Below are 22,462 nucleotides of genomic sequence, written 5' to 3'. Positions count from 1 at the left end.
AAAGGGTCTAGCACATCACCAAGCGGTGAAAAGGGGCGGCGTGATGACACGGGGTCAGCGCGGCGCCTGCAAAAGCTCCAGAAGCGCTTCCTCGCTGGCCTCCGGCGCAATGCTGATTTCTTCGCTAGAGATATCGTCCAAGGCTGCGGCGATACGTCCGGACAAGGCGAAAAACTGCGTCTTTTCAAAGAGAGCACGCAGCGCCGGTCGCCTTGTCAGGGCCTGCATCGCTACGGCTGCCTTGGCCGAATAGAGCAACACCGCCTCGACCGGCTGGCCGGACAGGCGCGCAACAATTGCCTCGTCGGAATAGTCCAGCGCGACGGTGTCGTAGGTCTCGATGGCGCGGACCCGGACGCCAGCAGCCTGCAGCCGCTCCTCGAATGCCGGAAACCGCACGCGCCCGCACAGATAGACGATCGGCTGTCCCGCAAAACCGCCGGCAATCGCTTCAGCCAGCGCCTCGGCATCGCCCGCGCCTTCGCTGACGAACAAAAAACCTGCCGCGCGGGCCGTTTCCGCAGTCCTTTTGCCGACGGCATGACAGGGCAAGGCGGCGAGCGCCGCGATGAGCTCTTTCGGTGCATGGCGCACGCCATTGGCGCTGGTGACGGCAACGGCCAAGGCATTGCCGGCGACCACACCGGCATCGACCGGCAAGGCAACCGTTTCCGTCAACGGTAGCAGGATCGGCTGAAAATCCTTGTCTCGCAGTCGTTGTGCTGTGCGCGAGGCGCCCGGTTGCGGCCTCGTCACCAGGACACGGGCCATGTCAGACCCAGCCGTCGAAGAATTTTTTGCCGGCCTTGGCCCGCACCATCCTGGCGGCTTCCTCGCCGATGCGGGCGGCCTCCGGCGCCGGTCCTTGCAGCTTGACCTCATGCGATTGCCTGCCGTCCGGCGAGATGATCAGCCCGGCGAAGAACACCGTTTCGTTGGCGATCGTCGCATGGCCGGCGATCGGTGTGCGGCAGGACCCGTCGAGGGCGCCCAGGAAGGCACGTTCGCAGGCCAGCGCCTGCCCGGTCGGCAAATCATGGATCGCCGTCAGCATGCGTTCCACATCGCGATCGCCGATGCGGCTTTCGATGCAGATCGCGCCTTGCCCCGGCGCCGGCGGAAAGACATCGAGCGGCATCAGGTTGGTGACGACGTGTTCAAGCCCGAGCCGCTTCAGCCCGGCAAAAGCGAGGATGGTGCCGTCAGCGATACCCTCGTCGAGCTTGCGCAGCCGCGTCTGCACATTGCCGCGAAACATCACCACGTCGATATCGGGCCGCATGCGCCGGATCAGCGCCTGGCGCCTGAGCGACGACGAGCCGACTTTGGCGCCTTGCGGTAAATCGCCAATCTTTTTCGCCGCCTTGCCGACAAAGGCGTCGCGCGCATCCTCGCGCGGCAGGAAGGCGGACAATTCCAGCCCGTCGGGCAACACCGTCGGCATATCCTTCGACGAATGCACGGCAATGTCGATGCGGCGCGCCAGCAGCGCTTCCTCGATCTCCTTGGTGAACAGGCCCTTGCCGCCGGCCTCCGACAGCGGCCGATCCTGGATGCGGTCGCCGCTGGTCGAGATGACAACCACTTCGAACGCCTGCTCCGGCATGCCGTGCGCCGCCATCAGCCGCGCCTGCGTCTCATGCGCTTGCGCCAACGCCAGCGGGCTGCCGCGTGTTCCGATTTTCAAGGTTGTTTGCATGGCGCGCGGTCCGTGATAACCCCCGGCAGACTGATGTCGCGATTTCGAAGTTTGCTTGATTTCGACATCGGGACACCGGCCTTGCCGGACTTTTCTCCTAGCGGGGAAAGCCCTGTTGTACAATCTCTAGGGACAGCGACCAATTGATCCGCGTTCTGGGCATTGAGACGAGTTGCGACGAGACCGCCGCCAGCGTGGTGACGCTTGATGGCAAGTCTTCGCCCAAAATCCTGTCTAACATCGTGCTCAGCCAGATCGAGGAGCATGCCGCCTTTGGCGGCGTCGTACCGGAGATCGCCGCGCGCGCCCATGTCGAGGCGCTGGACGGCATCATCGAGGCAGCGCTTGCCGATTCGGGCGTCGATCTCGCCGACATCGACGCGGTTGCCGCGACCGCTGGCCCCGGCCTTGTCGGCGGGCTGATCGTCGGGCTGATGACGGCGAAGGCGATCGCCGCGGCGGCGAACAAGCCGCTGATCGCCGTCAACCACCTCGAAGGCCACGCGCTGACGGCAAGGCTGACCGACGGGCTCGATTTCCCTTACCTGCTGCTGCTGGTTTCCGGCGGCCACACGCAGATCGTCGCCGTGCGCGGCGTCGGCGACTACCAGCGCTGGGCCACGACCATCGACGATGCGCTCGGCGAAGCCTTCGACAAGACCGCCAAAATGCTCGGCCTGCCCTATCCCGGCGGACCCAATGTCGAGAAGGCGGCGGCAACCGGCTACGCGACGCGTTTTGCCTTCCCGCGCCCGATGAAGGGCTCAGTGCAGCCCGATTTTTCCTTTTCCGGTCTCAAGACCGCCGTGCGCCAGGCGGCGACAGCGATTGCACCGTTGAGCGACCAGGATGTCGCCGACATCTGCGCCTCGTTTCAGGCGGCGGTGGCGGATGCGCTGGGCGATCGCGTTTCGAGAGCGCTGACGCGTTTTCGCGAGGCGTTTCCCAACACGAAAAATCCGGCTCTGGTCGCCGCCGGCGGCGTCGCCGCCAACCGCACGATCAAGGCGACGCTCGAAACCCTGTGCGATCAAGCCGGCTTCGCCTTCATCGCGCCGCCGCTGAACCTCTGCACCGACAATGCCGCGATGATCGCCTGGGCCGGCATCGAACGGCTGCGAGCCGGCATCGCGCAAGAAAACGCAGCCGATTTCGTGCCACGTTCGCGCTGGCCGCTGGACAGCATTTCTGCCCCGATGGTCGGCTCGGGCCGGCGCGGTGCCAAGGCATGACCGGCTCGAACAAACCCATGAGCGGCTGGCGGGTCGCCGTGCTCGGCGGCGGCGCCTGGGGCACGGCGCTGGCTCTGGCCATGCTGCGCGCCGGCCATTTCGTCCGCCTCTATGCGCGCGACCCGGAGACCGTCGCCGCGATCGACCGTGGCGAAAATCCGCGCTATCTGCCGGGCATCGCGCTCCAGGCCGGCATCGTGGCGACGACCGACATCGAGGCAGCGCTCGATGATGCCGACTGCGTGCTGGCGGCGACGCCGGCGCAGTCGCTGCGCGCCATGCTGACGGTTGCAAAAGATCATGTGCCGAAAGCCATCCCGCTGGTTCTCTGCGCCAAAGGCATCGAGCGCGACACCGGCGCGCTCCTGTCGGCGATCGTCGAGGAGGTCCTGCCCGGAAATCCGATCGCTGCCCTGTCCGGCCCGAGCTTCGCTACCGACGTGGCCCGTGGCCTGCCGACGGCGGTTGTGGTTGCCGCCCGTGACGAGGTCCTGGCGGCGGACCTTGCCGCCCGCTTTTCGGCTGAGAACCTGCGCTGCTATTCGAGCGACGATTTGATCGGCGTTGAGATCGGCGGCGCGTTGAAGAACGTCTTTGCCATCGCCGCCGGCGCGGTCACCGGTGCCGGACTCGGTGCCAGCGCCCAGGCTGCCATGGTGACACGCGGCTTCGTCGAACTGCGCCGCATCGGCGCCGCCTTCGGCGCCAAGCCGGAGACGCTGATGGGGCTTTCCGGCCTCGGCGACCTGTTGCTGACCTGCTCGTCCGCCCAGTCGCGCAATTTCGCTTACGGGCTGGCGCTAGGTCAAGGCAAGCCGCTTGCCGGGCTGCCGCTGGCCGAAGGCGTGCCGACGGCGGCGATCGCCGCTCGTATCGCAGCCGAACGCCTGATCGAGGCGCCGATCATCACCGCCGTCGCCGCCATACTGGACGGCACCATCACCATCAGCCAAGCTGTAACGGCGCTGATGACACGGCCGCTGAAGACCGAAACCGACGTATAGTTCCCCTACAATCCGGAGCTGGAAAGAAATGCTGTTTGCGTTGATTTGCAAGGACAAGCCGGGAAGCCTGCAGGTGCGCCTCGATACGCGGCCCGACCATGTCGCCTTTCTGGAAGGGTTGAACCGCGAGCAGAAGCTGGCTTTCGCCGGTCCCTTTCTTGATGCCGAGGGCAAGCCGAACGGTACCCTCGCCGTCGTCGAGGCGCCTGATCTGGCCGCGGCAAAAGCTCTGTCGGCAACTGACCCCTATGCCAAGGCAGGGCTGTTCGAGAGTGTCGAAATCCGGCAGTGGAACTGGAGCTTCAACAAGCCGGCGGCTGGTTAAATCTTTAAGCCGCAACGAGGAGAGAAGAATGAATTACTGGCTGCTCAAATCCGAACCCTCGACCTTCTCCTTCGAAGCGCTGAAGGCGAAGGGCAAGGCCGGCACGCAATGGGACGGCGTGCGCAACTATGCAGCGCGCAACAACATGAAGGCGATGCAGATCGGTGATCTCGGCTTCTTCTATCATTCCAACGAAGGGCTCGACGTCGTCGGCATCGCCGAGGTCTGCGCGCTTGCTCATCAGGACACGACCACCGACGATCCGCGTTGGGAATGCGTCGACATCCGCGCCTTCAGGGACATGCCGAAACCGGTGACGCTGGAACAGGTCAAGGCCAACCCCAAGCTGGCCGAAATGGCCCTGGTTCGGCTCGGGCGGCTTTCGGTGCAGCCGGTGACACCGGCCGAATGGCAAGAGGTCTGCCGCATGGGCGGCCTCACCCCCGCCCCGTGACGGTGCTGACACCAAATAGCGCGAAGAAATTCATCCTCGACAATACGGCGCTGATGGCGCCACCGCATGTGCCGGAGATTCTCCTGCATCTCGCCGACGAGGCGCATGAATTGTGGCTGCGGACCGAGGACGAGCTGGCCGAAATCGGGCTGCCGCCGCCTTTCTGGGCCTTCGCCTGGGCCGGCGGCCAGGGCCTGGCCCGCTATATCATCGACAATCCGTCAACAGTGCGCGGCAAGCACGTGCTCGATTTCGCTTCCGGTTCCGGCCTTGTCGCCATTGCCGCGGCGAAGGCCGGCGCGGCGGAGGTGACCGCCGCCGACATCGACCCGTTCTGCACGACGGTGATTGCTCTCAACACGAAAGCCAACGAGGTCGAAGCAAGATTCCTTGGCGCGAATTGCATCGGAACCGATGCAGGCTGGGAAGTCATCCTGGCCGGCGACGTCTTCTACGACAAGCCCCTGGCAGACCAGTTGATACCATGGTTCGCGGCGCTGAAGGCGCGTGGCGCCGACATTCTCGTCGGTGACCCCGGCCGCTCCTACCTGCCGAAGACCGGGCTGGAACCGCTTGCCGTCTACGAAGTGCCGGTGACGCGGGCGCTCGAGGACGCCGAGGTCAAACGCACGACCGTCTGGCGCCTTGCTTTACGGCGCGGCTGAACAGGCGTTCCATCGCGCGTCATACGGGAGGGGAAATTCATGGATTTTTCAGCGGTGAACTGGCTGGCGGTGATCGCTGCCGCCGTGGTGGCGTGGTTGTTCGGCGCCGCCTGGTACATGGCATTGGGCAGACCGTGGCTCAAGGCCGCCAAGCTTGATCCGGCGACCATGAAGAGATCGCCGCTGCCATTCGTCATCAGCTTCGTCGCCGAGCTCGTCATGGCGTTGGTCACGGCCCTGGTCGTCGGCGCAATGACCGGCGGCGAACCGAGCCCTGTTGCCGGGCTTGTCTTCGGCTCTGTCCTTTGGCTGGGGCTCGTCACCACGCTCTCCGTCAACCACCGCTACGAAGGCTTCCGCTGGGACCTGACGCTCATCGACGGTGGGCACTGGCTTGGCGTGCTGCTTATCATTGGCGCGGTGATCGGCTGGTTCGGAGCCCCCGCAGCCCGACGCTCCGCCACAGCGGTCAAGTCGGCGTCTTTGCGACTTCATCGATAAGCCATTCGCGAAAGGCAACGATGCGCGGATCGTCCGCCGCACTTTGGGGATAGACCAGGAAGTAGGCGAATTCCGGCGCGACCTTGATGCCAAGCTCGAACGGCCGGATCAACCGGCCCTCGGAAAGCTCGTTCGCCACCATGGCGAAGTCGGCGAGCGCCACCACATGGCCGTCGAGCGCGGCCTGGACGACATCGGTCGAGGTGCCGAACACGATGGTCCGGCTGTCGTCGAAATCGTCGACGCCGGCTGCCGCCATCCACATCCGCCAATTCGGCCACGTCACGCCTTGTCGCTCCCACTCGATATGGGCGAGCGTGTGATGGAAGAGATCGCGTGGCTCGCGCAGCGGCGGACCGGAAGCCAGCAGGCTGGGGCTGCACACCGGGATGATGATGTTGTCGAACAGCCGGTGGGCGCAAAGGCCCGGATACTTTCCCGCGCCGAAACGGATGCCGACATCGACGTCGTCCAGGTCGAAATCACGCAATTCAGAGGCAATGTCGAAGCGCAGCTCGATGCCCGGGCGCTGCTTGCGAAAATCATCGACGCGCCGCATCAGCCATTTTGTCGCGAACTGGGCGTCGAGGGTCACCTTCAGCAGCGCCGTTCCACGCGCCATCTTGTGCGCCCGCGAGACGGCCCGGCCAAGTAGGTCGAGCGCGTCGGTCGAGGCCTCGAACAGCACCGAACCCGCCTCGGTCAGCCGGATGGTGCGGCTGGTGCGAGTGAATAGCACGATCCCAAGCTGCTCCTCGATCTCCTTGATCTGGTGGCTGACGGCGGCCGGCGTCAGGCCGAGTTCGTCGGCGGCGCGGGTGAAATTGAGGTGCCGGGCCGCCGCTTCCAGCGTCCTCAGGGCACGGGTTCCCGGCAGCAGGCGCGCCATTTGATCTCCAAATAAAACTTGATGATCTGGAAAAAACTACTCGTTTCCCCTAGGAATTTCAATCCGGCATGATGCGGTCATCGAAACACTGTCAAACCGGATTTGATATCCGGATGAAACGGATCAAGCCATGTCACAGACCGTTCTGAAGCCTGCAGTCGTCCGCCCAGTCTGGTTCCGCGAGCTGTTCGAGTGGCTTCGCCACGCGAAAATTGCGCTCAACCTTCCATATGAGCCTAATCTCTCACACGACAACGTCGAGGATCTCTCCGATCGCCAATTGCGCGACATCGGCGGTGAACGGAAGGACATCGCGCGTGCGATGGATAAGGAACTCGGCCGGTTGGGCCTTCTCGACATCGGCTGGCAGAGGCCGAGATAGAGAGTAGGGGAGTAGGGGAAAGTTAGGCCGACGCCGACGTGCGTATCATACCCTACTCCCCTACTCCCTATTCTCCTACTCCCCTACCTCACCACCTTCACCACCGTGCGGTCGGACAGCAGCGGCAGCAGCCGCGCCATTGTGCGCGCCGTCACCGCCACGCAGCCTTGCGTCGGCGTAAAGCCGGGACGCGCCAGATGAAAGAAGATGGCGCTGCCGCGCCCGCGGCGGCGCGGCGAAATGTTCCAGTCGAGCACCAGGCAGGCGTCATAGAGGCGGTCGGCACGCAGCATCCGCTCGTGGCTGGCGCCGTAGGGGATCTTCACCGGACGATTGTAGTTGCGGTCGTCGGGGACCTCGCACCAGCCGAGATCGGGGCCGATCGGCGTCATCGCCAACCGGGTTCTGCGGCCGCCAGGAAAATGATCCCCGCGAAAATATCCTGACAATATCCGCATCGAGGCAAGTGGCGTGGCGCCATCGCCTTCGCGCTTGTCGGCCTTGATGCCACCCCGTCCCAATGCACAGGCGAACACCAGATTGCCGGCCCGCAGCAGCCCTTGGCTGCCATTGCCTGGCCTGGCGCGCACGGTAAGCACGCGAAGCCCTTTTGGCAAAATTGCGCTCGCCTCATTGCATGCGCGTTTTTTCTTGTATGATCGTGTCACGGAACAAATCACTGTGATCGGCTGTTGTGCCGGTCAGCTTCCGCATAAACGGAGGACGGTCAACTGATTATTCTTTTCAAAACAACGGATTGAGCCATGACATCACGTACCATTCTGATCGTCGACGACGATGATGACCTGCGCGGCACGCTTGTCGAGCAACTGGCTCTCTATGAGGAATTCGACGTCCTGCAGGAAGCGACCGCCGCGAAAGGCGTCGCCGCGGCCCGCGGCGGCCTCATCGATTTGCTGATCATGGACGTCGGGCTGCCCGACATGGACGGCCGCGAGGCGGTCAAGATTCTGCGCAAGGGCGGCTACAAGGCGCCGATCATCATGCTGACCGGCCACGACACCGATTCCGACACCATTCTCGGCCTCGAGGCCGGCGCCAACGACTACGTGACCAAACCGTTCCGCTTCGCCGTGCTGCTCGCCCGCATCCGCGCGCAGCTGCGCCAGCACGAGCAGAGCGAGGACGCCACCTTCTCGGTCGGCCCCTACACCTTCAAGCCCAGCCAGAAGCTGCTGATCGACCCGCGCGGCGCCAAGGTGCGACTGACCGAAAAGGAAGCCTCGATCATTAAATATCTCTATCGCGCCGACCAGAAGGTGGTGACGCGCGACGTGCTGCTCGAGGAAGTCTGGGGTTATAATTCCGGCGTCACAACGCACACGCTGGAAACACATGTCTACCGTCTGCGCCAGAAGATCGAGCGCGATCCTTCCAATGCGGAAATTCTTGTGACAGAAAGCGGCGGCTACAAGCTGGTTCCTTAAACATTTCATTATCCAATGAGCGGTCGGGCGGGCCGCTTTCGGGTGCGATCCTGGTGGGAGGTGGTTCTGGATCGACTCGCAAAGGAGGGATTGGACTGACCGTTCGGGGACACAGCTAGATGGCGCTGGATGACGATATCCGCATCCTGTCCGCCGTGAGGCTCTTCGAGGGCTTCACGCAGGAACAGTTGCGCCTGCTCGCCTTCGGCGCCGAAACCACCATGCTGCAAGCCGACCACAAGCTTTACCGCGAGGACGACGCGGCCGATTCGGCCTATGTCGTGGTCAGCGGGCGCATCGTGCTCTATCGCGAGCAAAATGGCGAACGCATTCCGATAGGCACCGCCGGCCCCGGCACCATGTTGAGCGAACTGGCGTTGATCGCCGACACCAACCGGCTGACCAGCGCGTTCGCCGAAATCGATTCGGAAGTGCTGCGGCTCAGCCGCAAGATGTTCCACCGCATCCTCGAAGAATATCCCGAACTGGCAGTGCAGCTGCACCACCGCATTTCCGAGGAGTTCCAGGCGATGATCCGCCGCATCGAAAAGCTGGCGCCGCGCTTCGAAGGCTGAGCTCCATGCCTAGCGGAACCTTTGAGAGGCCTATGGGACAGCGCCCCCTCTGTCCTACCGGACATCTCCCCCACTTGTGGGGAGATTGGCCGTCATCGCGGCTTTCGCTAATTTCCATTGCCGCATGAGTGAGCGGAGCGATGAAGCCGCCGATCTCGCCCCTTGTGGGGGAGATGTCCGGCAGGACAGAGGGGGGCGCGAAGGATCGCCACAGAACGGCTTTCCGTCGCCGAACCCGTTGTCTACGGGTAACTAGTCCAGGTCGAACCGCGCGATAACAGGCACATGGTCGGACGGTCGCTCCCACCCGCGCGCCAGCCGCAGGATTTCGTAGCCGGCAAAGTTCTGCACCAGGTTTGGCGACGACCAGACATGATCGAGCCGCCGGCCGCGATCCGACGCTTCCCAATCCTGCGCGCGATAGCTCCACCAGGTGTAGAGCTTCTGCTCATAAGGCACGTTGAGCCGCATCAGATCGACCCAGTCGCCGGCAAGCCGCATCGCCTCAAAACCTTCCGTCTCCACCGGCGTGTGGCTGACGACGTTCAAAAGCTGCTTGTGCGACCAGACGTCGTGCTCCAGCGGCGCGATGTTGAGATCGCCGACCAGGACCGAACCGGAGACCTCGTCATGCTCGGCGCGGACAGCGTTCATCTCGGCGACGAAATCCAGCTTGTGCCTGAACTTGCGGTTGATGACGGGGTCCGGCTCGTCACCGCCGGCCGGGACGTAGAAATTGTGCAGCAGGATCGACTTGCCGCCGGCGCGAACGGTGACGGAAAGATGCCGGCTGTCGTCGATTTCGCAGAAGCGGCGCTTCTCGACCACCGCGATCGGGCGGCGCGCAACCGTCGCCACGCCGTGATAGCCCTTCTGGCCGTGGAAGGCGATGTGGGTGTAGCCGAGCTTGCGGAAGGCTGCCTCGGGAAACAGCTCGTCCGGAACTTTCGTCTCCTGCAGGCAGAGCACATCGGGAGCCTGTTCCAGAAGCAGGCGCTCGACGAGCGGCATGCGCAGGCGGACGGAGTTGATGTTCCAGGTGGCGATGGAAAAGGGCATGTGCGGGTTCCGGCAACGCAAGATCCGCCAGATGGCTCCGACGGGAATGACACCTTTTGAAAGTCAGTCCCGGAAACTACTGCCAGCCGCGCACCGCAAAAACAAGCTCGCCGCGCTTGGCCAGACCCCTGTTGATGTCATGGTCGATCTCGGTACTGCCCCTCACCCTTCCCACAGCGATGGAAAGCTAGCGCGTCTTGGTGTTCAACTCGCGGTTGGCCGTATAGTCGATGGCGAAGGTGTCAGGGGCAAAACTCACGCCTTCCCTCACGTTGAAGATCATCACCGTCGTGTCCTTGCCTTGCGCATCGGTGATGGTCCACTGCCGCAGCTCGTAGGATTTTGGATCGAACATCATCGTGATCTTCGAATTGCCGAACACCGATTTGTCGGCAAGCTGGATGGTGGTGAGGTCGTTCTCTTCCTTGACGCTTCTGACGCGGCCGCCTGAGAGGTCGATCCTGTCGTCGAGCAACAGCTTCAGTGGCGTCTTCGACAGCGGATAGAGATCGGACGTGTTCAGTCTCTTGTTGAGGATGACCACCGACTTGCCGTCGGAGATCACCCTGAAATTCGACGCTCCGTCATAGTTGAAGCGGATCTTGCCCGGCCGTTCGAGAAAGAACTTGCCGCCGGTCTGCTCGCCCTTGGGCCCGAACTGCACGAACTCGCCGGTCATCGATTTGACCGAGGAAAAATGGTCGGCGATCTTTTGCGCCGTCGCCGGCACCGCAGCCTGCGCCGACGCCAGCAACTGGAATCCCGGCACGACGTTGATCGCCGCAGCGCCGGCAAGGACCAGACCGAGGCCAAGCACCTGGCGGCGGGTTGGGGCAAAGTCGCTGATCGGGGCGAAGGATGAGTTTTTCATACTGGTCACTCTCGTCTGTTTCGTGTTGTCGCTCTGGGCCCCCAGTTGGGCTTAAGTTTGGCGGGTCGACAGCGCTCAGTCGCAGCAACGCGCCAAGAGGTTCAAAGTTGCCGGCTCCGCCCCCGCCTATCGGACCACAGCGCCGCGCGTCCCATTGGACGCGCAAAGGACGCTGTAGCACTTAGATTTTGCGCATGATCCTTTTCCGAACCGAAGATCAGCGAAGCAAAAATCGAATCCGATTTTCGGGGTCATGCGCTTAGAACTTGTCGTCCTCCGTCGGTACCAGGATCTCGCGCTTTCCGGCGTGGTTGGCCGGACCGACAATGCCTTCCTTCTCCATCTTCTCGATGATCGAGGCGGCGCGGTTGTAGCCGATGCCGAGCCGGCGCTGGATGTAGCTGGTCGAGGCCTTGCCGTCGCGCAGCACCACGGCAACCGCCTGGTCATAGGGATCGTCGGAATCCTCGAAATTGCCGCCGCCACCGCCGCTGGATCCACCCTTGCCCGAAGGCTCGTCGTCGTCCTCGTCGTCATCCTCGGTGATGGCGTCGAGATATTCCGGCACGCCCTGCAGCTTCAGATGCGCGACGATTCTTTCGACCTCATCGTCGGAGACGAAGGGACCGTGCACGCGCTGGATGCGGCCGCCGCCGGCCATGTAGAGCATGTCGCCCATGCCGAGCAGCTGCTCGGCGCCCTGTTCGCCCAGGATGGTGCGGCTGTCGATCTTCGACGTCACCTGGAAGGATATGCGGGTCGGGAAGTTGGCCTTGATCGTACCGGTGATGACGTCGACTGACGGGCGCTGCGTCGCCATGATGACATGGATGCCGGCGGCACGCGCCATCTGCGCCAGACGCTGCACCGCGCCTTCGATGTCCTTGCCGGCAACCATCATCAGGTCGGCCATCTCGTCGATGATGACGACGATGTAGGGCATCGGCTCGAGATCGAGGTTCTCCGTCTCGTAGATCGCCTCGCCGGTCTGGCGGTCGAAGCCCGTCTGCACTGTGCGCGAAATCCTTTCGCCCTTCTTCTCTGCCTGCTGCACGCGTGCGTTAAAACCGTCGATGTTGCGGACGCCGACCTTCGACATCTTGCGGTAGCGGTCCTCCATCTCGCGCACGGTCCATTTCAGCGCCACCACCGCTTTCTTCGGATCGGTGACCACCGGGGTCAAAAGGTGCGGGATGCCGTCATAGACCGAGAGCTCCAGCATTTTCGGGTCGATCATGATCAGCCGGCAGTCCTGCGGCGTCAGCCGGTAGAGCAGCGACAGGATCATGGTGTTGATGGCGACCGACTTGCCCGAGCCGGTGGTGCCGGCGACCAGCACGTGCGGCATCTTGGCGATGTCGACGATGACCGCCTCGCCGTTGATTGTCTTGCCGAGCGCCAGCGCCAGCTTGGCCTTGGTCGTCTCGAAATCGCGGCTGGCCATGATCTCGCGCAGGTAGACGGTCTCGCGCTTGGCATTGGGCAGCTCGATACCGATCGCATTACGGCCGGGCACCACGGCGACGCGGCAGGCGATCGCGCTCATCGAGCGGGCGATGTCGTCGGACAGGCCGATGACGCGCGACGATTTGATGCCGGGCGCCGGCTCGAGCTCATAGAGGGTGACGACCGGGCCTGGGCGGACGTGGATGATCTCGCCCTTGACGCCGAAATCCTCCAGCACACCCTCGAGCAGGCGCGCGTTCTGCTCCAGTGCGTCCTTGGACAGGCTGGCATCGCGCACGACGTTCTTCGGCTCGGAGAGGAAATGCAGCGACGGCATTTCGAATTTTTCCGAGCCGATCAGCGAGGTCTGCGCCTCGCGCTGGACGCGAGCGCCCGGAACCGGACGCGGCGCCGGCGCCTCGACGCGGGTGGCGGCATCGGAGCGGAAATTCTGCACCTTCGCGGTTGGCGCGGCGCGACGCTGGCCTGCGGGCTCGGGGGCGAAATCCATGTCGTCGTTATCATCGAAGACATCGGCATCGTCGGGGTCGAGCGAGACGCTGCGGTCGTTGACCATGGCGGCGAAGAATTCCGGCTCGACGCGGGCGCGACCGTCCGGGCTCATCCGCGCTTCGGCGAACTCGGCCGATTCGACTCGTTCGGCGGCGCGGCGCCAGGCGCTGGCTCGCGGTTCCAGCTCCGGCTCGTACTCGTCCCGCTCCTCCCGGCGGCGCGCGGCGCGGCGGCGAAGATAGGCACGTAGCGACAGCCACCAGTGGGTGATGGCGCCGAGCGCCAATATGCCCTCGTCGCCCTCGTCGTCGTCATTGTCGAAAAGCAGGTCGTCCTGGTCGCGAGGATCGGGTGCGGCAGGCTGCTCCAGGACGGCAAAACCGTTCTTGCGCGCAATCAGCGCCGAGCCATGGGCAAACAGCCACAGCGCCGGTGCGATGAGCAGCACGACGAGCACGCTGGCGATGAGGCCGGTCGGATAGCCGCCGATGAAGAGCCCGGGGATCTTGAGCACCATGTCGCCGAACACGCCGCCGAGGCCGGTTGGCAGCGGCCACGTCTTGGGCGGCACCACGCAGCCGGCGATCGCCGCGGCAAGCAGCGCAAAACCGAACCACGAAAGCCCGCGCTTCGGCAGCCTGTCGACGCCGCGCGCGGTGAACAGCAGGAACCCCCAGACCACCGCCGGCACCAGGGCTGCGACGGCGGCGAGGCCGAAGAACTGCATGGCAAGGTCGGAGAAGACCGCACCCGTATAGCCCATGGCGTTGGTGACGGTATTGTTGGTGGCATGCGAGAAACTCGGATCGGCAACGTTCCAGGTGGCAAGGCTGGCAACACCGAAGGCGACCAGCACGAACAGGCCGGCGCCGGCCAGCCGGCCGACCTGGCGTCGCGCGAATGCCTGCATGCCGTGCCCCGTGTCGGTCAGCGCGAGCGGTGCTGAAGCCCCTGAACGCATGCCTCTTTCCCCGTTTGTCATGGACTGGCCGGGCGCATGACGCACTCCGGCAGATTCGGCTACCAGACTATCGGCGGGAAGGTTAAGGCAGCATTAACCATGGGGCGCGCGCCGGCATCTGCTACGCGGAAAGCGGCTTCAGAAATGCAAACACCCGCCCCGGCGTGAACCGGGACGGGCAACCGCAGCCGAGAATCGAGCTAAGCGGCTTTCGGGTTCATGCCTTAGTTGGCGCCACCGAGCGCCAGAACATTCGCGCAGAACTCGGCATGCGGCTTGCTCATCGCCGGGTCATTGCATTCCTTCTTCATCGCTTTCTGCTTTTCCATCGGCATCGCCGTGAAGGCAGCCTTGAACTCTGCCTTCGGCTTCATGGTCTTCATGCTGGAGTCCGTGAAGAACGGCGCCATGTTGTCGGGTTCGTCCAGAGCGCCGGCAAAGGCGGCGCCGCTGACCATGGAAAGAGCAAGCGCTCCGAGGCAGATGTTCCTGATGTTCATGATATTGTTCCTTCCCTGTTGTTGTGACGAGCGCCCAAACGACGATCGCCACCCCAGTTCGGAACCGGCACGGCCGATGTTTCACAGCAGCGGTCGATCAAGTGCCTCATCAAGCGAATGTGATCGAGCCCGAACCGCCGCCGACGCGGCGCTGCACGGCAAAAAAAGAGGCCCGGATGTGTTCCGGGCCTCAATGCGTGAGCCCGTTTCGGGAGCGTCACGACGGGATCTTTTCGGCGCCAGCAAAAACCCGGCGCCGGACAATCAATGCCTCACGGCACCACTTCGCCATGCTGGCTGATGTCGAGGCCTTCGATCTCTTCCTGCGAGCTGGGACGCAGGCCGACCAGCGCCTTGACGATGTAGAGGATGACGAAGGTTGCGATCGCCGTCCACAGGATGGTGAAGACGATGCCATAGAGCTGGGTAGCGACCGAGGCGCCCTTGCCGAGTGCGTTGATCTCCGGATCGGCGAGCGCGCCGGTGAGCAGCGCACCGATGACGCCGCCGACGCCGTGCACGCCGAAGGCATCGAGCGAGTCGTCATAGCCGAACATGTGCTTGACCTTGACCGCCGAGAGGTAGCACAGCACGCCGGCGACGATGCCGATGATGAAGGCGCCGGTCGGGTTGACGAAACCCGAAGCCGGCGTCACCGCGACCAGGCCGGCAACGGCGCCCGAGATGATGCCGAGCACGCTCGGCTTCTTGGCGACGATCCATTCCGCGAACATCCAGGCAAGCGCCGCGGCCGCGGTCGCAACCTGCGTGTTCATCATCGCCGCGCCGGCAAGGCCGTCGGCCGCCAGTTCCGATCCGGCATTGAAGCCGAACCAGCCGACCCACAGCAGCGAGGCACCGATCACCGAATAGACGAGGTTGTGCGGCGCCATGTTGGCGGTGCCGTAGCCTTCGCGCTTGCCGAGAACGAGCGCGCAGACCAGGCCGGCGACACCGGCATTGATGTGAACGACGGTGCCGCCGGCGAAATCGAGAACGCCGGCGCTGCCGAGGAAGCCGCCGCCCCAGACCCAATGCGCGATCGGGGCATAGACGAACAGCAGCCACAGTCCCATGAAGATCAGCAGTGCCGAGAATTTCATGCGTTCGGCGAAGGCACCGGCAATCAGCGCCGGCGTGATGATGGCGAAGGTCAGCTGGAACATCGAGAAGACGAATTCAGGAATGTTCGCCACCCCCGGTAGCCACAGCGTGGAAACGGTGATGCCGTGGTGGAAGAACTTCGAGAAGCCGCCGACATAAGCCTGCGTGCCGCCGCCGTCCGAGAAGGCCAGCGAATAGCCGAACATGAACCACAGCACCGTCACCAGACAGGTGATGGCAAAGCTCTGCATGATCGTGGCGAGCACGTTCTTCTGGCGCACCATGCCGCCGTAGAACAGCGCCAGGCCCGGGATCGTCATCATCAGCACAAGCGCCGTCGAGGTCAGCATCCAAGCGGTGTTGCCGGTATCGAGCGCAGGCGCGGGCGCAGCCGGTGCGGCCGGAGCCGCTTCCTGCGCCAATGCGGCGACCGAACCCAGTGCTGCGAGAGCGAGCGAGCCCAGCAGGGCTGCGCGTCCCGTCGTCTTCAAGGTGGAAGGAATATTCATTGAACTCTCCATTGGAATACGTGTTCGCAGCTCAGAGCGCATCGGTGTCTGTTTCGCCGGTGCGGATGCGCACCGCCTGGTCGATGCCGAAAACGAAGATCTTGCCGTCGCCGATCTGGCCGGTCTTGGCCGCCGCCGTGATGGCTTCGACGGCCTTGTCGACCATGTCGACACTGACCGCGACTTCGATCTTGATCTTCGGCAGGAAGCTGACCGCGTATTCCGCCCCGCGATAGATTTCCGTGTGTCCCTTCTGACGCCCGTAGCCTTTGACTTCGGTGACGGTCAGGCCCTGGATGCCGACTGCGGTGAGCGCTTCGCGCACCTCATCGAGCTTGAACGGCTTGATGATTGCCATCACGATTTTCATAAGGTTTCACCCTTTGCTGTTGCGGTCCCCCGCGTTTGCACGACTTCGCCGATCCAAATGAGAGCCGGAGAGTGCCTGCTAGGATTCAAGCTCCGTGCCAATTGCCGAAGCAGGGTGTTAACCTATTGTAAACAAAGAGATTGGGAGAGCCTGCAAAGCCCGCTGTTCACAGTAGCGGCAGTACGTCTGATTAAAAAATAGGCAATTTTTAAAAAATGCCTACTGTGCAGGCGGTCTCTTTAGCCGGATAAGCCCTTCCTGGGCAACCGAAGCGATCAAAGTGCCGTCGCGGGCAAACAGCGACCCGCGAGTGAAGCCCCGTGACCCCTGTGTCGAAGGGCTGTCTTGCGTGTAAAGGATCCAGTCATCGAGCGGGTGGCTGCGATGGAACCACATGGCATGGTCGAGGCTTGCGGCCTGGATGTCGCGATCGAAAATGGCGCGGCCATGCGCAAAGGTCGAGGTGTCGAGCAACGTCATGTCGGACAGGTAAGCGAGCACGGCTGCCTGCGTGGCGCGATCGGCCGGTACCGGGCCGGTCGTGCGGATCCAGATGTTCTGCTTCGGTTCCAGTTTTTCGCGGCTGGTGTAATGCTTCAGCATCACCGGCTTCATCTCGATCGGCCGGTCGCGCTCCCAATAGCGCTTGATGCCGTCGGGGACTGCCTCGCCGAACTTGCCCAGCAATTCGCGCTGCGACAGCAGGCTGTCGGGCGCCGGCACGTCCCGTGGCATCGGCACCTGGTGCTCGAGACCGACCTCGTCCTGCTGGAACGAGGCTTCCAGCGAAAAGATCGCCTGGCCGTGCTGGATCGCGACGACGCGGCGCGTGGTGAAGGAGCCGCCGTCGCGGATGCGGTCGACCTGGTAGATGATCGGCACCTTGGTGTCGCCGGGCCGCATGAAATAGCCGTGCAGCGAATGCACATGGCGCTCGGGTTCCACCGTCCGCTGGGCAGCGACCAGCGCCTGGGCGATGGTCTGCCCGCCGAAGATGCGCTGCCAGTCGAGTTTGGGGCTGCGACCACGGTACAGGTTGTGTTCCAGCTGCTCGAGGTCAAGAATGTCGAGAAGCTCGTCCATGGCCGCCGTCATGTTTCGCGCCCTCGCCGCAGCAGAAAATGTTATGGCGGTTTCCAACACGAACGGCGGGCAGTCAAGGCCGGAATGGCTGACGACGGCCCGGGATGGGCTCCCGGGACAACGAGGCCGCGAAAGGATTTGTCATGGTGGACCGCAGGGCAGATGCAAAAACCCCAGCCTCGCTCGACATTTTGATCGCCGGCGCCGGCTATGTCGGCCTCACCGCTGCCGTGTCGCTGAAACAGGCACGCCCCAGCCTCGCCGTCGCCGTCGTCGACGCCGCGCCCGCCGACGTCTGGCAGAAGGACGGCCGCGCCTCGGCCATCGCCGCTGCGGCCTCGCGCATGCTCGACCAGCTCGGCGTGTGGAACGAGATCGCTCCACAAGCGCAGGCGATCACCGAGATGATCATCACCGATTCGCGCGCCTCCGATCCGGTGCGCCCGGTGTTTCTCACCTTTGACGGCGAGGTCGCGCCCGGCGAGCCTTTTGCGCACATGGTCGCCAACAAGGATTTGAACGGCGCCTTGCGCCAGCGCGCCGAAAAACTCGGCATCGACATCATCGAAGGCGTCGCCGTCAGCGCCTTCGACAGCAACGGCGCCGGCATCACCGTGCACCTTGCCGATGGCGCGACGCTAAAGGCCCGGTTGCTGGTTGCTGCCGACGGCGTCAACTCGAAGCTGCGCGACATGGCCGGCATCAAGACTGTGAAATGGCAGTACGGCCAGTCCGGCATCGTCTGCACCGTCGCACATGAACGCCCGCACAATGGCCGCGCCGAAGAGCATTTTCTCCCAGCCGGCCCCTTCGCCACGCTGCCGCTCAAGCCGGACAAGGACGGCACCAACCGCTCGTCGATCGTCTGGGTCGAGCGGTCGGAAGATGCCGAAAAGCTGGTCGACGGCGACGACCTCGTCTTCGAGCACGAGCTCGAGCAGCGGTTTGGCCTGAAGCTCGGCGAGATCCATGTCGCCGACAAGCCGCGCGCCTGGCCACTCGGCCTGACCATCGCCCGCGCCTTCGTCGCGCCACGCATTGCGCTTGCCGGCGACGCCGCCCACGGCATCCACCCGATCGCCGGCCAGGGCCTCAATCTTGGCTTTAAGGATGTGGCGGCTCTTGCCGAAGTGCTGGTCGAGGCCGACCGGCTCGGCCAGGATATCGGCGCGCTCAACGTGCTCGAACGCTACCAGCAGTGGCGGCGTTTCGACACGCTGCAAATGGGCGTCACCACCGATGTCCTGAACCGGCTGTTTTCGAACGATATCGGCCCGCTACGCACTGTCCGCGACATCGGTCTGGGTCTCGTCGAACGCATGCCGCTGCTGAAGGATTTTTTCATCCGCCAGGCGTCCGGTCTGTCCGGCGACACGCCGAAACTGCTCAAGGGCGAGGCAATCTAACGCCCGAACAGCTTGCGCCGATCGCTCAGGACCCCGGCACCTTGTAGATCGCCCTGACCTCGATCGTGCCGATTTCGGCCAGCGGAATCCCGCCGGCAATCTCCAACGCCTCGTCGAGATCCTCGGCCTCGATCATGACGAAGCCGAGCAACTGTTCCTTGGTCTCGGCGAAGGGGCCGTCCGTGATCAGCCTCTTGCCCTTGCGCCGCCGGACGGTTTTCGAGGTCTTCACCGATTGCAGCGCCTGCGCGATGATCAGCCGGCCGCTTTGCTCCACCGACCTGTCATAGGCCAGCGAATCCGCGTCGAGCTTGGCCAACCGCTCGGGGGTCATTGCGTAAAGGTCTTTTTCTTCGCCGTAGACCAGGCAAACATATTTCATGTCTATCTCCCCTGCTGCGATGAACCATAGGACGAGGCAATCGAGATGTCAGGCGGGCCTTTGTCCGCTGCACTGTCGAGAACGGACAGCGCAACCCCAATGATGACGACCGCCGCAAGCAGTCGGCCGAAACCGGAAGGCGGCAGATGCGACCAGTAGGCTTCTTGTTCGTCGGCCTTACAGCCGGTGCTTGTCCAGTGCGCGGAAAACAGATTGTTCATGTGATCCTCCATCCGGCCACCAATTCCATGGCCGCCCGCAGGACGGCCGAGCCAGATGGAAGTCGACATTTTTGCACGCACAATTTTTTCTCAAAAAAATTCGGGCGCGCCGTCGCCAACATTGCATGACCGCCAAAGAGCGCGGTGGTCTTCCAGTGCGCCCGCGCTATAGTCGAGAAGAACGCTGGCGCTGGCCGGCGCATCGCGACAATCAAGGAGGAATTCATGGACCGCACCGCAAACGCCGTCTGGAAAGGCAATCTGAAGGAGGGCAATGGCACGCTCGACACCCAGAGCGGGGTCCTGAAGGGCACGCCTTATTCGTTCAAGACGCGCTTCGAAGACGAGAGCGGCAAATCCGGCACCAACCCGGAAGAGCTGATCGCAGCGGCGCATGCCGGCTGCTATGCCATGCAGCTTTCGCATTTCCTGGCCGAGAACGGCACGCCCGCCGCCCAACTCGACGCCAAGGCCGTGGTGACACTGATTCCAGGCACCGGCATCACCGGCAGCGCCATCACGCTGGTTGGCAAGGTGCCGGGCATCGATGCGGCGAAATTTAGGGAATTGGCCGAAAAGGCCAAGGCCGAGTGCCCGGTTTCGAAGGCGCTCGGCGCCATAAAAGTGTCGCTCGACGCCCGGCTCGGCTGAGAACCCGTTCAATGCCATGCGACGCCGGCTTTGGTGCCCGCGTTTCTGTCTGGTGGCATTCCGCGCGACCCGGCGGCGCACTTATCGAACCTGTCGCTAGCGTCCTTCGCCGGCCAGCGCATCGATGCGCGCGCGCAATCGTTCGACCTCTTCCTCGAGGGCCTGCACGCGCGCTTCGAGATCCGTAGCCGGCGAAGGCGATTGCAAGGGCGCTGCAGCCAATGGCATCTGCACCGGCCCGCACAGGAGATGAGCGTAGCGGTCCTCGCGCTGGCCGGGACCGCGATCGATCTGCTGCACGAGCGGCGGCTTGCGGCCGATCAACAGGTCGAGATTGCCGCGAAGCTCGTCGACGGACGGAAACCGCGCCATGCGCTCGCTCCGCGCCAGCAATTCATAGGCCGTCTGCGGACCGCGCAGCAACAACAGGCCAAGCAGCACGATCTGCGCCGAGGTCAGGGAAAAGCGCTGTGCGACGACATGCTCGTAGCGCTCGACGCGCGAGGCAAAGACCTGCCTGACAAGGCCCTTCTGCTCCAGCTGGCCAAGCGCGCGCCGGACTTCGGCAAGCTCCACCGACATCACCGGCTCGCGCGCCGTCTTCTGGTTCGCGGCGGCATGCGCGCCATTGAGCGTCAGCGGATAGACATCGGGCGTCAGTTCCTTCTTTTCGATCAGGCAACCGAGCACGCGGGCTTCGACGGGAGAGAGGATGGGAAGATCAGAGTCAGTCATTGGGATCGGCTATCGGTTCTTGGTACTGTAATTTTCGACAGAGCCTGGCGGCCGCTGACATCCATAGTTCCATTTTGCAGGCTACCGCAAACCTTGGAGGTTGGCCGAAGCCATCGCCCCTTCGTCATCCCAGGCGGAGCAAGGAGCGAAGCGACGCAGCGCAGACCCTGGGATGACTAAATCCAACGGCTTGCCGAAGATTACTTAGCCGGCGAGACGATCGCAGCGGTAATTGTAACGCAGACGCCACGCCTGCAGCTAAACCCTTCTCTCCACCATCATCTTCTTGATCTCGGCGATCGCCTTGGCCGGGTTGAGACCCTTCGGGCAGGCCTGGGCGCAGTTCATGATGGTGTGGCAGCGATAGAGCCTGAACGGGTCTTCGAGGTTGTCGAGCCGCTCGCCCGTGGCCTCGTCTCGGGAATCGATCAGCCAGCGATAGGCCTGCAGCAGCGTCGCCGGGCCGAGATAGCGGTCGCCGTTCCACCAGTAGCTCGGGCACGAGGTCGAACAGCAGGCGCACAAGATGCACTCGTAGAGCCCGTCGAGCTTTTCGCGATCCTCATGGCTCTGCAGCCATTCCTTGGCCGGCTCTGGCGACACCGTCTTCAGCCACGGCTCGATCGAGGCGTGCTGGGCGTAGAAATTGGTGAGGTCGGGCACTAGGTCCTTGACCACCGGCATGTGCGGCAGCGGATAGACCTTGATCGCGCCAGAAATGTCATCGCAGCCCTTGGTGCAGGCGAGCGTGTTCGAGCCGTCGATGTTCATGGCGCAGGAACCGCAAATGCCCTCGCGGCAGGAGCGGCGCAGCGTCAGCGTCGGGTCGATCTTGTTCTTAATGTAGAGCAGCGCGTCGAGCACCATCGGCCCGCAATCGTCCATGTCGACGAAATAGGTGTCCATGCGCGGGTTCTCGTCGTCATCTGGCGACCAGCGGTAGATCCTGTACTCGCGCAGATTGGTCGCGCCTTCCGGCTTCGGCCAGGTTTTTCCAACCTTGATCTGCGAGTTCCTGGGCAGCGTGAGTTCGACCATTTACCTGAGGTCCTTTCGGATGACGAGCTTCAGCCCGGACCAAATCGCATTTACGGCAGCGACCTTCACATCGACAAGGTCGAGCTTCAGCGCTTCCGCGCGGATGACGTCCTCGGTGACGTCGGTCGGCACCTTCGATGCCTTCTTCGGCCAGGACACCCAGACCATGCCGTGGCGCTCGATTGCCGCCTTGACATCGGCAAGGTGGTCCTCGATCTCGGCGCGCTGCCTGGTGAAGGCGTGGACGGCATCGTATTTCCGGGCAGAGCCGGAAATCTTCGACCAGGCCGGCAGCCGGTCGACATGGGCAAAGTCGACGGCGGCGGCCAGATCGCCGAGTTCCGCCGGCAGGGCGATGAAGGCGGCGGTCATGCCGTCCTTCAGGCCGAGCTTGGCCGGAAGAGGCGTGCCGGAATATCCCGCAGCCGCCAGCGCCATG

The 22,462-nt window shown here is 63.5% G+C and carries 27 protein-coding genes; 11 read left to right on the top strand and 16 right to left on the bottom strand.

Going from position 1 to position 22,462, the window contains the following annotated elements:
• Window positions 1-54: 54 nt before the first annotated feature.
• Window positions 55-771, bottom strand: coding sequence for a uroporphyrinogen-III synthase (locus tag EN859_RS08825; protein ID WP_127852973.1), 717 nt, complete (start codon window positions 769-771; stop codon window positions 55-57).
• Between the two features lies 1 nt (window position 772).
• On the bottom strand, window positions 773-1,699 hold the full coding sequence (gene hemC, locus EN859_RS08820) for a hydroxymethylbilane synthase (protein WP_127852972.1): 927 nt from the start codon (window positions 1,697-1,699) through the stop codon (window positions 773-775).
• Window positions 1,700-1,845: 146 nt separating this feature from the next.
• On the opposite strand from hemC, the gene tsaD reads away from it, so the two are divergent.
• Genes tsaD through EN859_RS08790 form a run of 6 tightly spaced genes read left to right on the top strand, consistent with a single transcriptional unit; the run spans window position 1,846 to window position 5,880 of the window.
• Window positions 1,846-2,931 carry a tRNA (adenosine(37)-N6)-threonylcarbamoyltransferase complex transferase subunit TsaD gene (gene tsaD / locus EN859_RS08815; protein WP_189501808.1) on the top strand — a complete coding sequence of 362 codons (1,086 nt, stop codon included), beginning with the start codon at window positions 1,846-1,848 and terminating at the stop codon, window positions 2,929-2,931.
• Window positions 2,928-3,935 (top strand): NAD(P)H-dependent glycerol-3-phosphate dehydrogenase, encoded by a 1,008-nt coding sequence (locus EN859_RS08810; RefSeq protein ID WP_127852970.1) that lies wholly within the window; start codon window positions 2,928-2,930, stop codon window positions 3,933-3,935. Before tsaD ends, EN859_RS08810 begins: the two co-directional genes overlap by 4 nt.
• Before the next feature lie 28 nt (window positions 3,936-3,963).
• A complete protein-coding gene (locus EN859_RS08805) occupies window positions 3,964-4,260 on the top strand; it encodes a YciI-like protein (RefSeq protein WP_127852969.1) in 297 nt (98 codons plus the stop codon).
• A gap of 28 nt (window positions 4,261-4,288) precedes the next feature.
• Window positions 4,289-4,714, top strand: a complete 426-nt coding sequence (locus EN859_RS08800) for an EVE domain-containing protein (RefSeq protein ID WP_127852968.1) — start codon at window positions 4,289-4,291, stop codon at window positions 4,712-4,714.
• Entirely contained in the window at window positions 4,669-5,379 is a 711-nt protein-coding gene (locus EN859_RS08795) for a methyltransferase (RefSeq protein WP_189501779.1), read from the top strand. The genes EN859_RS08800 and EN859_RS08795 overlap by 46 nt, the downstream gene beginning before the upstream one ends.
• A 39-nt stretch (window positions 5,380-5,418) precedes the next feature.
• A complete protein-coding gene (locus EN859_RS08790; RefSeq protein ID WP_127852966.1) occupies window positions 5,419-5,880 on the top strand; it encodes a DUF1761 domain-containing protein in 462 nt (153 codons plus the stop codon).
• Here the strand turns inward: EN859_RS08790 and gcvA are convergent.
• The gene (gene gcvA / locus EN859_RS08785) at window positions 5,849-6,769 is read right to left on the bottom strand and encodes a transcriptional regulator GcvA (RefSeq protein WP_127852965.1); all 921 of its coding nucleotides are present in this window, start codon (window positions 6,767-6,769) and stop codon (window positions 5,849-5,851) included. The two genes, EN859_RS08790 and gcvA, sit on opposite strands and share 32 nt — an antisense overlap.
• Before the next feature lie 130 nt (window positions 6,770-6,899).
• On the opposite strand from gcvA, the gene EN859_RS08780 reads away from it, so the two are divergent.
• Window positions 6,900-7,151: a hypothetical protein gene (locus EN859_RS08780; protein ID WP_127852964.1), complete on the top strand. Its 252-nt coding sequence runs from the start codon at window positions 6,900-6,902 to the stop codon at window positions 7,149-7,151.
• An 83-nt stretch (window positions 7,152-7,234) separates the two neighbouring features.
• Here the strand turns inward: EN859_RS08780 and EN859_RS08775 are convergent, their stop codons facing one another.
• Window positions 7,235-7,771 carry a L,D-transpeptidase gene (locus EN859_RS08775; RefSeq protein ID WP_189501806.1) on the bottom strand — a complete coding sequence of 179 codons (537 nt, stop codon included), beginning with the start codon at window positions 7,769-7,771 and terminating at the stop codon, window positions 7,235-7,237.
• Window positions 7,772-7,915: 144 nt separating this feature from the next.
• Here EN859_RS08775 and EN859_RS08770 point away from each other — a divergent pair, with 144 nt between their 5' ends.
• Together EN859_RS08770 and EN859_RS08765 are read left to right on the top strand one after the other, a co-directional pair.
• Window positions 7,916-8,599 carry a response regulator transcription factor gene (locus tag EN859_RS08770; protein WP_127852962.1) on the top strand — a complete coding sequence of 228 codons (684 nt, stop codon included), beginning with the start codon at window positions 7,916-7,918 and terminating at the stop codon, window positions 8,597-8,599.
• Window positions 8,600-8,718: 119 nt separating this feature from the next.
• The gene (locus tag EN859_RS08765) at window positions 8,719-9,174 is read left to right on the top strand and encodes a Crp/Fnr family transcriptional regulator (protein WP_127852961.1); all 456 of its coding nucleotides are present in this window, start codon (window positions 8,719-8,721) and stop codon (window positions 9,172-9,174) included.
• A 252-nt stretch (window positions 9,175-9,426) separates the two neighbouring features.
• On the opposite strand, the gene EN859_RS08755 is transcribed toward EN859_RS08765, so the two are convergent.
• From EN859_RS08755 to tesB, 7 genes are all read right to left on the bottom strand, one after another.
• Entirely contained in the window at window positions 9,427-10,233 is an 807-nt protein-coding gene (locus EN859_RS08755; protein ID WP_127852960.1) for an exodeoxyribonuclease III, read from the bottom strand.
• Between the two features lie 187 nt (window positions 10,234-10,420).
• Window positions 10,421-11,104 carry an outer membrane lipoprotein carrier protein LolA gene (locus EN859_RS08750; RefSeq protein WP_127852959.1) on the bottom strand — a complete coding sequence of 228 codons (684 nt, stop codon included), beginning with the start codon at window positions 11,102-11,104 and terminating at the stop codon, window positions 10,421-10,423.
• A gap of 259 nt (window positions 11,105-11,363) precedes the next feature.
• Window positions 11,364-14,024, bottom strand: coding sequence for a DNA translocase FtsK (locus EN859_RS08745; RefSeq protein WP_127852958.1), 2,661 nt, complete (start codon window positions 14,022-14,024; stop codon window positions 11,364-11,366).
• A 224-nt stretch (window positions 14,025-14,248) separates the two neighbouring features.
• The gene (locus tag EN859_RS08740) at window positions 14,249-14,524 is read right to left on the bottom strand and encodes a hypothetical protein (RefSeq protein WP_127852957.1); all 276 of its coding nucleotides are present in this window, start codon (window positions 14,522-14,524) and stop codon (window positions 14,249-14,251) included.
• A gap of 272 nt (window positions 14,525-14,796) precedes the next feature.
• A complete protein-coding gene (locus EN859_RS08735) occupies window positions 14,797-16,137 on the bottom strand; it encodes an ammonium transporter (RefSeq protein ID WP_127852956.1) in 1,341 nt (446 codons plus the stop codon).
• Window positions 16,138-16,168: 31 nt separating this feature from the next.
• A complete protein-coding gene (locus tag EN859_RS08730; RefSeq protein ID WP_127852955.1) occupies window positions 16,169-16,507 on the bottom strand; it encodes a P-II family nitrogen regulator in 339 nt (112 codons plus the stop codon).
• A 219-nt stretch (window positions 16,508-16,726) separates the two neighbouring features.
• The gene (gene tesB, locus EN859_RS08725; RefSeq protein ID WP_127852954.1) at window positions 16,727-17,602 is read right to left on the bottom strand and encodes an acyl-CoA thioesterase II; all 876 of its coding nucleotides are present in this window, start codon (window positions 17,600-17,602) and stop codon (window positions 16,727-16,729) included.
• A 131-nt stretch (window positions 17,603-17,733) separates the two neighbouring features.
• On the opposite strand from tesB, the gene EN859_RS08720 reads away from it, so the two are divergent.
• On the top strand, window positions 17,734-18,996 hold the full coding sequence (locus EN859_RS08720; RefSeq protein WP_127852953.1) for a ubiquinone biosynthesis hydroxylase: 1,263 nt from the start codon (window positions 17,734-17,736) through the stop codon (window positions 18,994-18,996).
• Between the two features lie 25 nt (window positions 18,997-19,021).
• On the opposite strand, the gene EN859_RS08715 is transcribed toward EN859_RS08720, so the two are convergent.
• A complete protein-coding gene (locus EN859_RS08715) occupies window positions 19,022-19,378 on the bottom strand; it encodes a YciI family protein (RefSeq protein ID WP_127852952.1) in 357 nt (118 codons plus the stop codon).
• A gap of 2 nt (window positions 19,379-19,380) precedes the next feature.
• Window positions 19,381-19,599: a hypothetical protein gene (locus EN859_RS08710; RefSeq protein WP_127852951.1), complete on the bottom strand. Its 219-nt coding sequence runs from the start codon at window positions 19,597-19,599 to the stop codon at window positions 19,381-19,383.
• Window positions 19,600-19,824: 225 nt separating this feature from the next.
• Here EN859_RS08710 and EN859_RS08705 point away from each other — a divergent pair, with 225 nt between their 5' ends.
• A complete protein-coding gene (locus EN859_RS08705; protein ID WP_127852950.1) occupies window positions 19,825-20,250 on the top strand; it encodes an OsmC family protein in 426 nt (141 codons plus the stop codon).
• Between the two features lie 96 nt (window positions 20,251-20,346).
• Here EN859_RS08705 and EN859_RS08700 read toward each other — a convergent pair whose 3' ends face one another.
• From EN859_RS08700 to EN859_RS08690, 3 genes are all read right to left on the bottom strand, one after another.
• A complete protein-coding gene (locus EN859_RS08700; RefSeq protein WP_127852949.1) occupies window positions 20,347-20,985 on the bottom strand; it encodes a DUF480 domain-containing protein in 639 nt (212 codons plus the stop codon).
• Between the two features lie 258 nt (window positions 20,986-21,243).
• Window positions 21,244-22,023: a succinate dehydrogenase iron-sulfur subunit gene (locus tag EN859_RS08695; RefSeq protein ID WP_127852948.1), complete on the bottom strand. Its 780-nt coding sequence runs from the start codon at window positions 22,021-22,023 to the stop codon at window positions 21,244-21,246.
• Complete coding sequence (locus EN859_RS08690; RefSeq protein WP_127852947.1) at window positions 22,024-22,461, bottom strand: DUF3052 family protein; 438 nt, start codon at window positions 22,459-22,461, stop codon at window positions 22,024-22,026.
• Between the last annotated feature and the right edge of the window lies 1 nt (window position 22,462).

The sequence above is a fragment of the Mesorhizobium sp. M00.F.Ca.ET.216.01.1.1 genome, from assembly GCF_004010325.2.
Classification (GTDB): domain Bacteria; phylum Pseudomonadota; class Alphaproteobacteria; order Rhizobiales; family Rhizobiaceae; genus Mesorhizobium.
The sequence above is the reverse complement of the archived record's forward strand: the minus strand, read 5'-3'. Positions and strand labels throughout refer to the sequence as shown.

Coding starts and splice junctions, on each gene's coding strand:
- tesB (WP_127852954.1), bottom strand. CDS start 17,602: ATGACGGCGGCCATGGACGAGCTTCTCGACATTCTTGACCTCGAGCAG.
- EN859_RS08770 (WP_127852962.1), top strand. CDS start 7,916: ATGACATCACGTACCATTCTGATCGTCGACGACGATGATGACCTGCGC.
- EN859_RS08705 (WP_127852950.1), top strand. CDS start 19,825: ATGGACCGCACCGCAAACGCCGTCTGGAAAGGCAATCTGAAGGAGGGC.
- EN859_RS08735 (WP_127852956.1), bottom strand. CDS start 16,137: ATGAATATTCCTTCCACCTTGAAGACGACGGGACGCGCAGCCCTGCTG.
- EN859_RS08750 (WP_127852959.1), bottom strand. CDS start 11,104: ATGAAAAACTCATCCTTCGCCCCGATCAGCGACTTTGCCCCAACCCGC.
- EN859_RS08795 (WP_189501779.1), top strand. CDS start 4,669: ATGGCAAGAGGTCTGCCGCATGGGCGGCCTCACCCCCGCCCCGTGACG.
- EN859_RS08790 (WP_127852966.1), top strand. CDS start 5,419: ATGGATTTTTCAGCGGTGAACTGGCTGGCGGTGATCGCTGCCGCCGTG.
- EN859_RS08805 (WP_127852969.1), top strand. CDS start 3,964: ATGCTGTTTGCGTTGATTTGCAAGGACAAGCCGGGAAGCCTGCAGGTG.
- EN859_RS08740 (WP_127852957.1), bottom strand. CDS start 14,524: ATGAACATCAGGAACATCTGCCTCGGAGCGCTTGCTCTTTCCATGGTC.
- EN859_RS08700 (WP_127852949.1), bottom strand. CDS start 20,985: ATGACTGACTCTGATCTTCCCATCCTCTCTCCCGTCGAAGCCCGCGTG.
- EN859_RS08825 (WP_127852973.1), bottom strand. CDS start 771: ATGGCCCGTGTCCTGGTGACGAGGCCGCAACCGGGCGCCTCGCGCACA.
- EN859_RS08690 (WP_127852947.1), bottom strand. CDS start 22,461: ATGGCGCTGGCGGCTGCGGGATATTCCGGCACGCCTCTTCCGGCCAAG.
- EN859_RS08720 (WP_127852953.1), top strand. CDS start 17,734: ATGGTGGACCGCAGGGCAGATGCAAAAACCCCAGCCTCGCTCGACATT.
- gcvA (WP_127852965.1), bottom strand. CDS start 6,769: ATGGCGCGCCTGCTGCCGGGAACCCGTGCCCTGAGGACGCTGGAAGCG.
- EN859_RS08730 (WP_127852955.1), bottom strand. CDS start 16,507: ATGAAAATCGTGATGGCAATCATCAAGCCGTTCAAGCTCGATGAGGTG.
- EN859_RS08810 (WP_127852970.1), top strand. CDS start 2,928: ATGACCGGCTCGAACAAACCCATGAGCGGCTGGCGGGTCGCCGTGCTC.
- EN859_RS08715 (WP_127852952.1), bottom strand. CDS start 19,378: ATGAAATATGTTTGCCTGGTCTACGGCGAAGAAAAAGACCTTTACGCA.
- EN859_RS08755 (WP_127852960.1), bottom strand. CDS start 10,233: ATGCCCTTTTCCATCGCCACCTGGAACATCAACTCCGTCCGCCTGCGC.
- EN859_RS08710 (WP_127852951.1), bottom strand. CDS start 19,599: ATGAACAATCTGTTTTCCGCGCACTGGACAAGCACCGGCTGTAAGGCC.
- EN859_RS08695 (WP_127852948.1), bottom strand. CDS start 22,023: ATGGTCGAACTCACGCTGCCCAGGAACTCGCAGATCAAGGTTGGAAAA.
- EN859_RS08780 (WP_127852964.1), top strand. CDS start 6,900: ATGTCACAGACCGTTCTGAAGCCTGCAGTCGTCCGCCCAGTCTGGTTC.
- EN859_RS08745 (WP_127852958.1), bottom strand. CDS start 14,024: ATGCGTTCAGGGGCTTCAGCACCGCTCGCGCTGACCGACACGGGGCAC.
- EN859_RS08765 (WP_127852961.1), top strand. CDS start 8,719: ATGGCGCTGGATGACGATATCCGCATCCTGTCCGCCGTGAGGCTCTTC.
- EN859_RS08800 (WP_127852968.1), top strand. CDS start 4,289: ATGAATTACTGGCTGCTCAAATCCGAACCCTCGACCTTCTCCTTCGAA.
- hemC (WP_127852972.1), bottom strand. CDS start 1,699: ATGCAAACAACCTTGAAAATCGGAACACGCGGCAGCCCGCTGGCGTTG.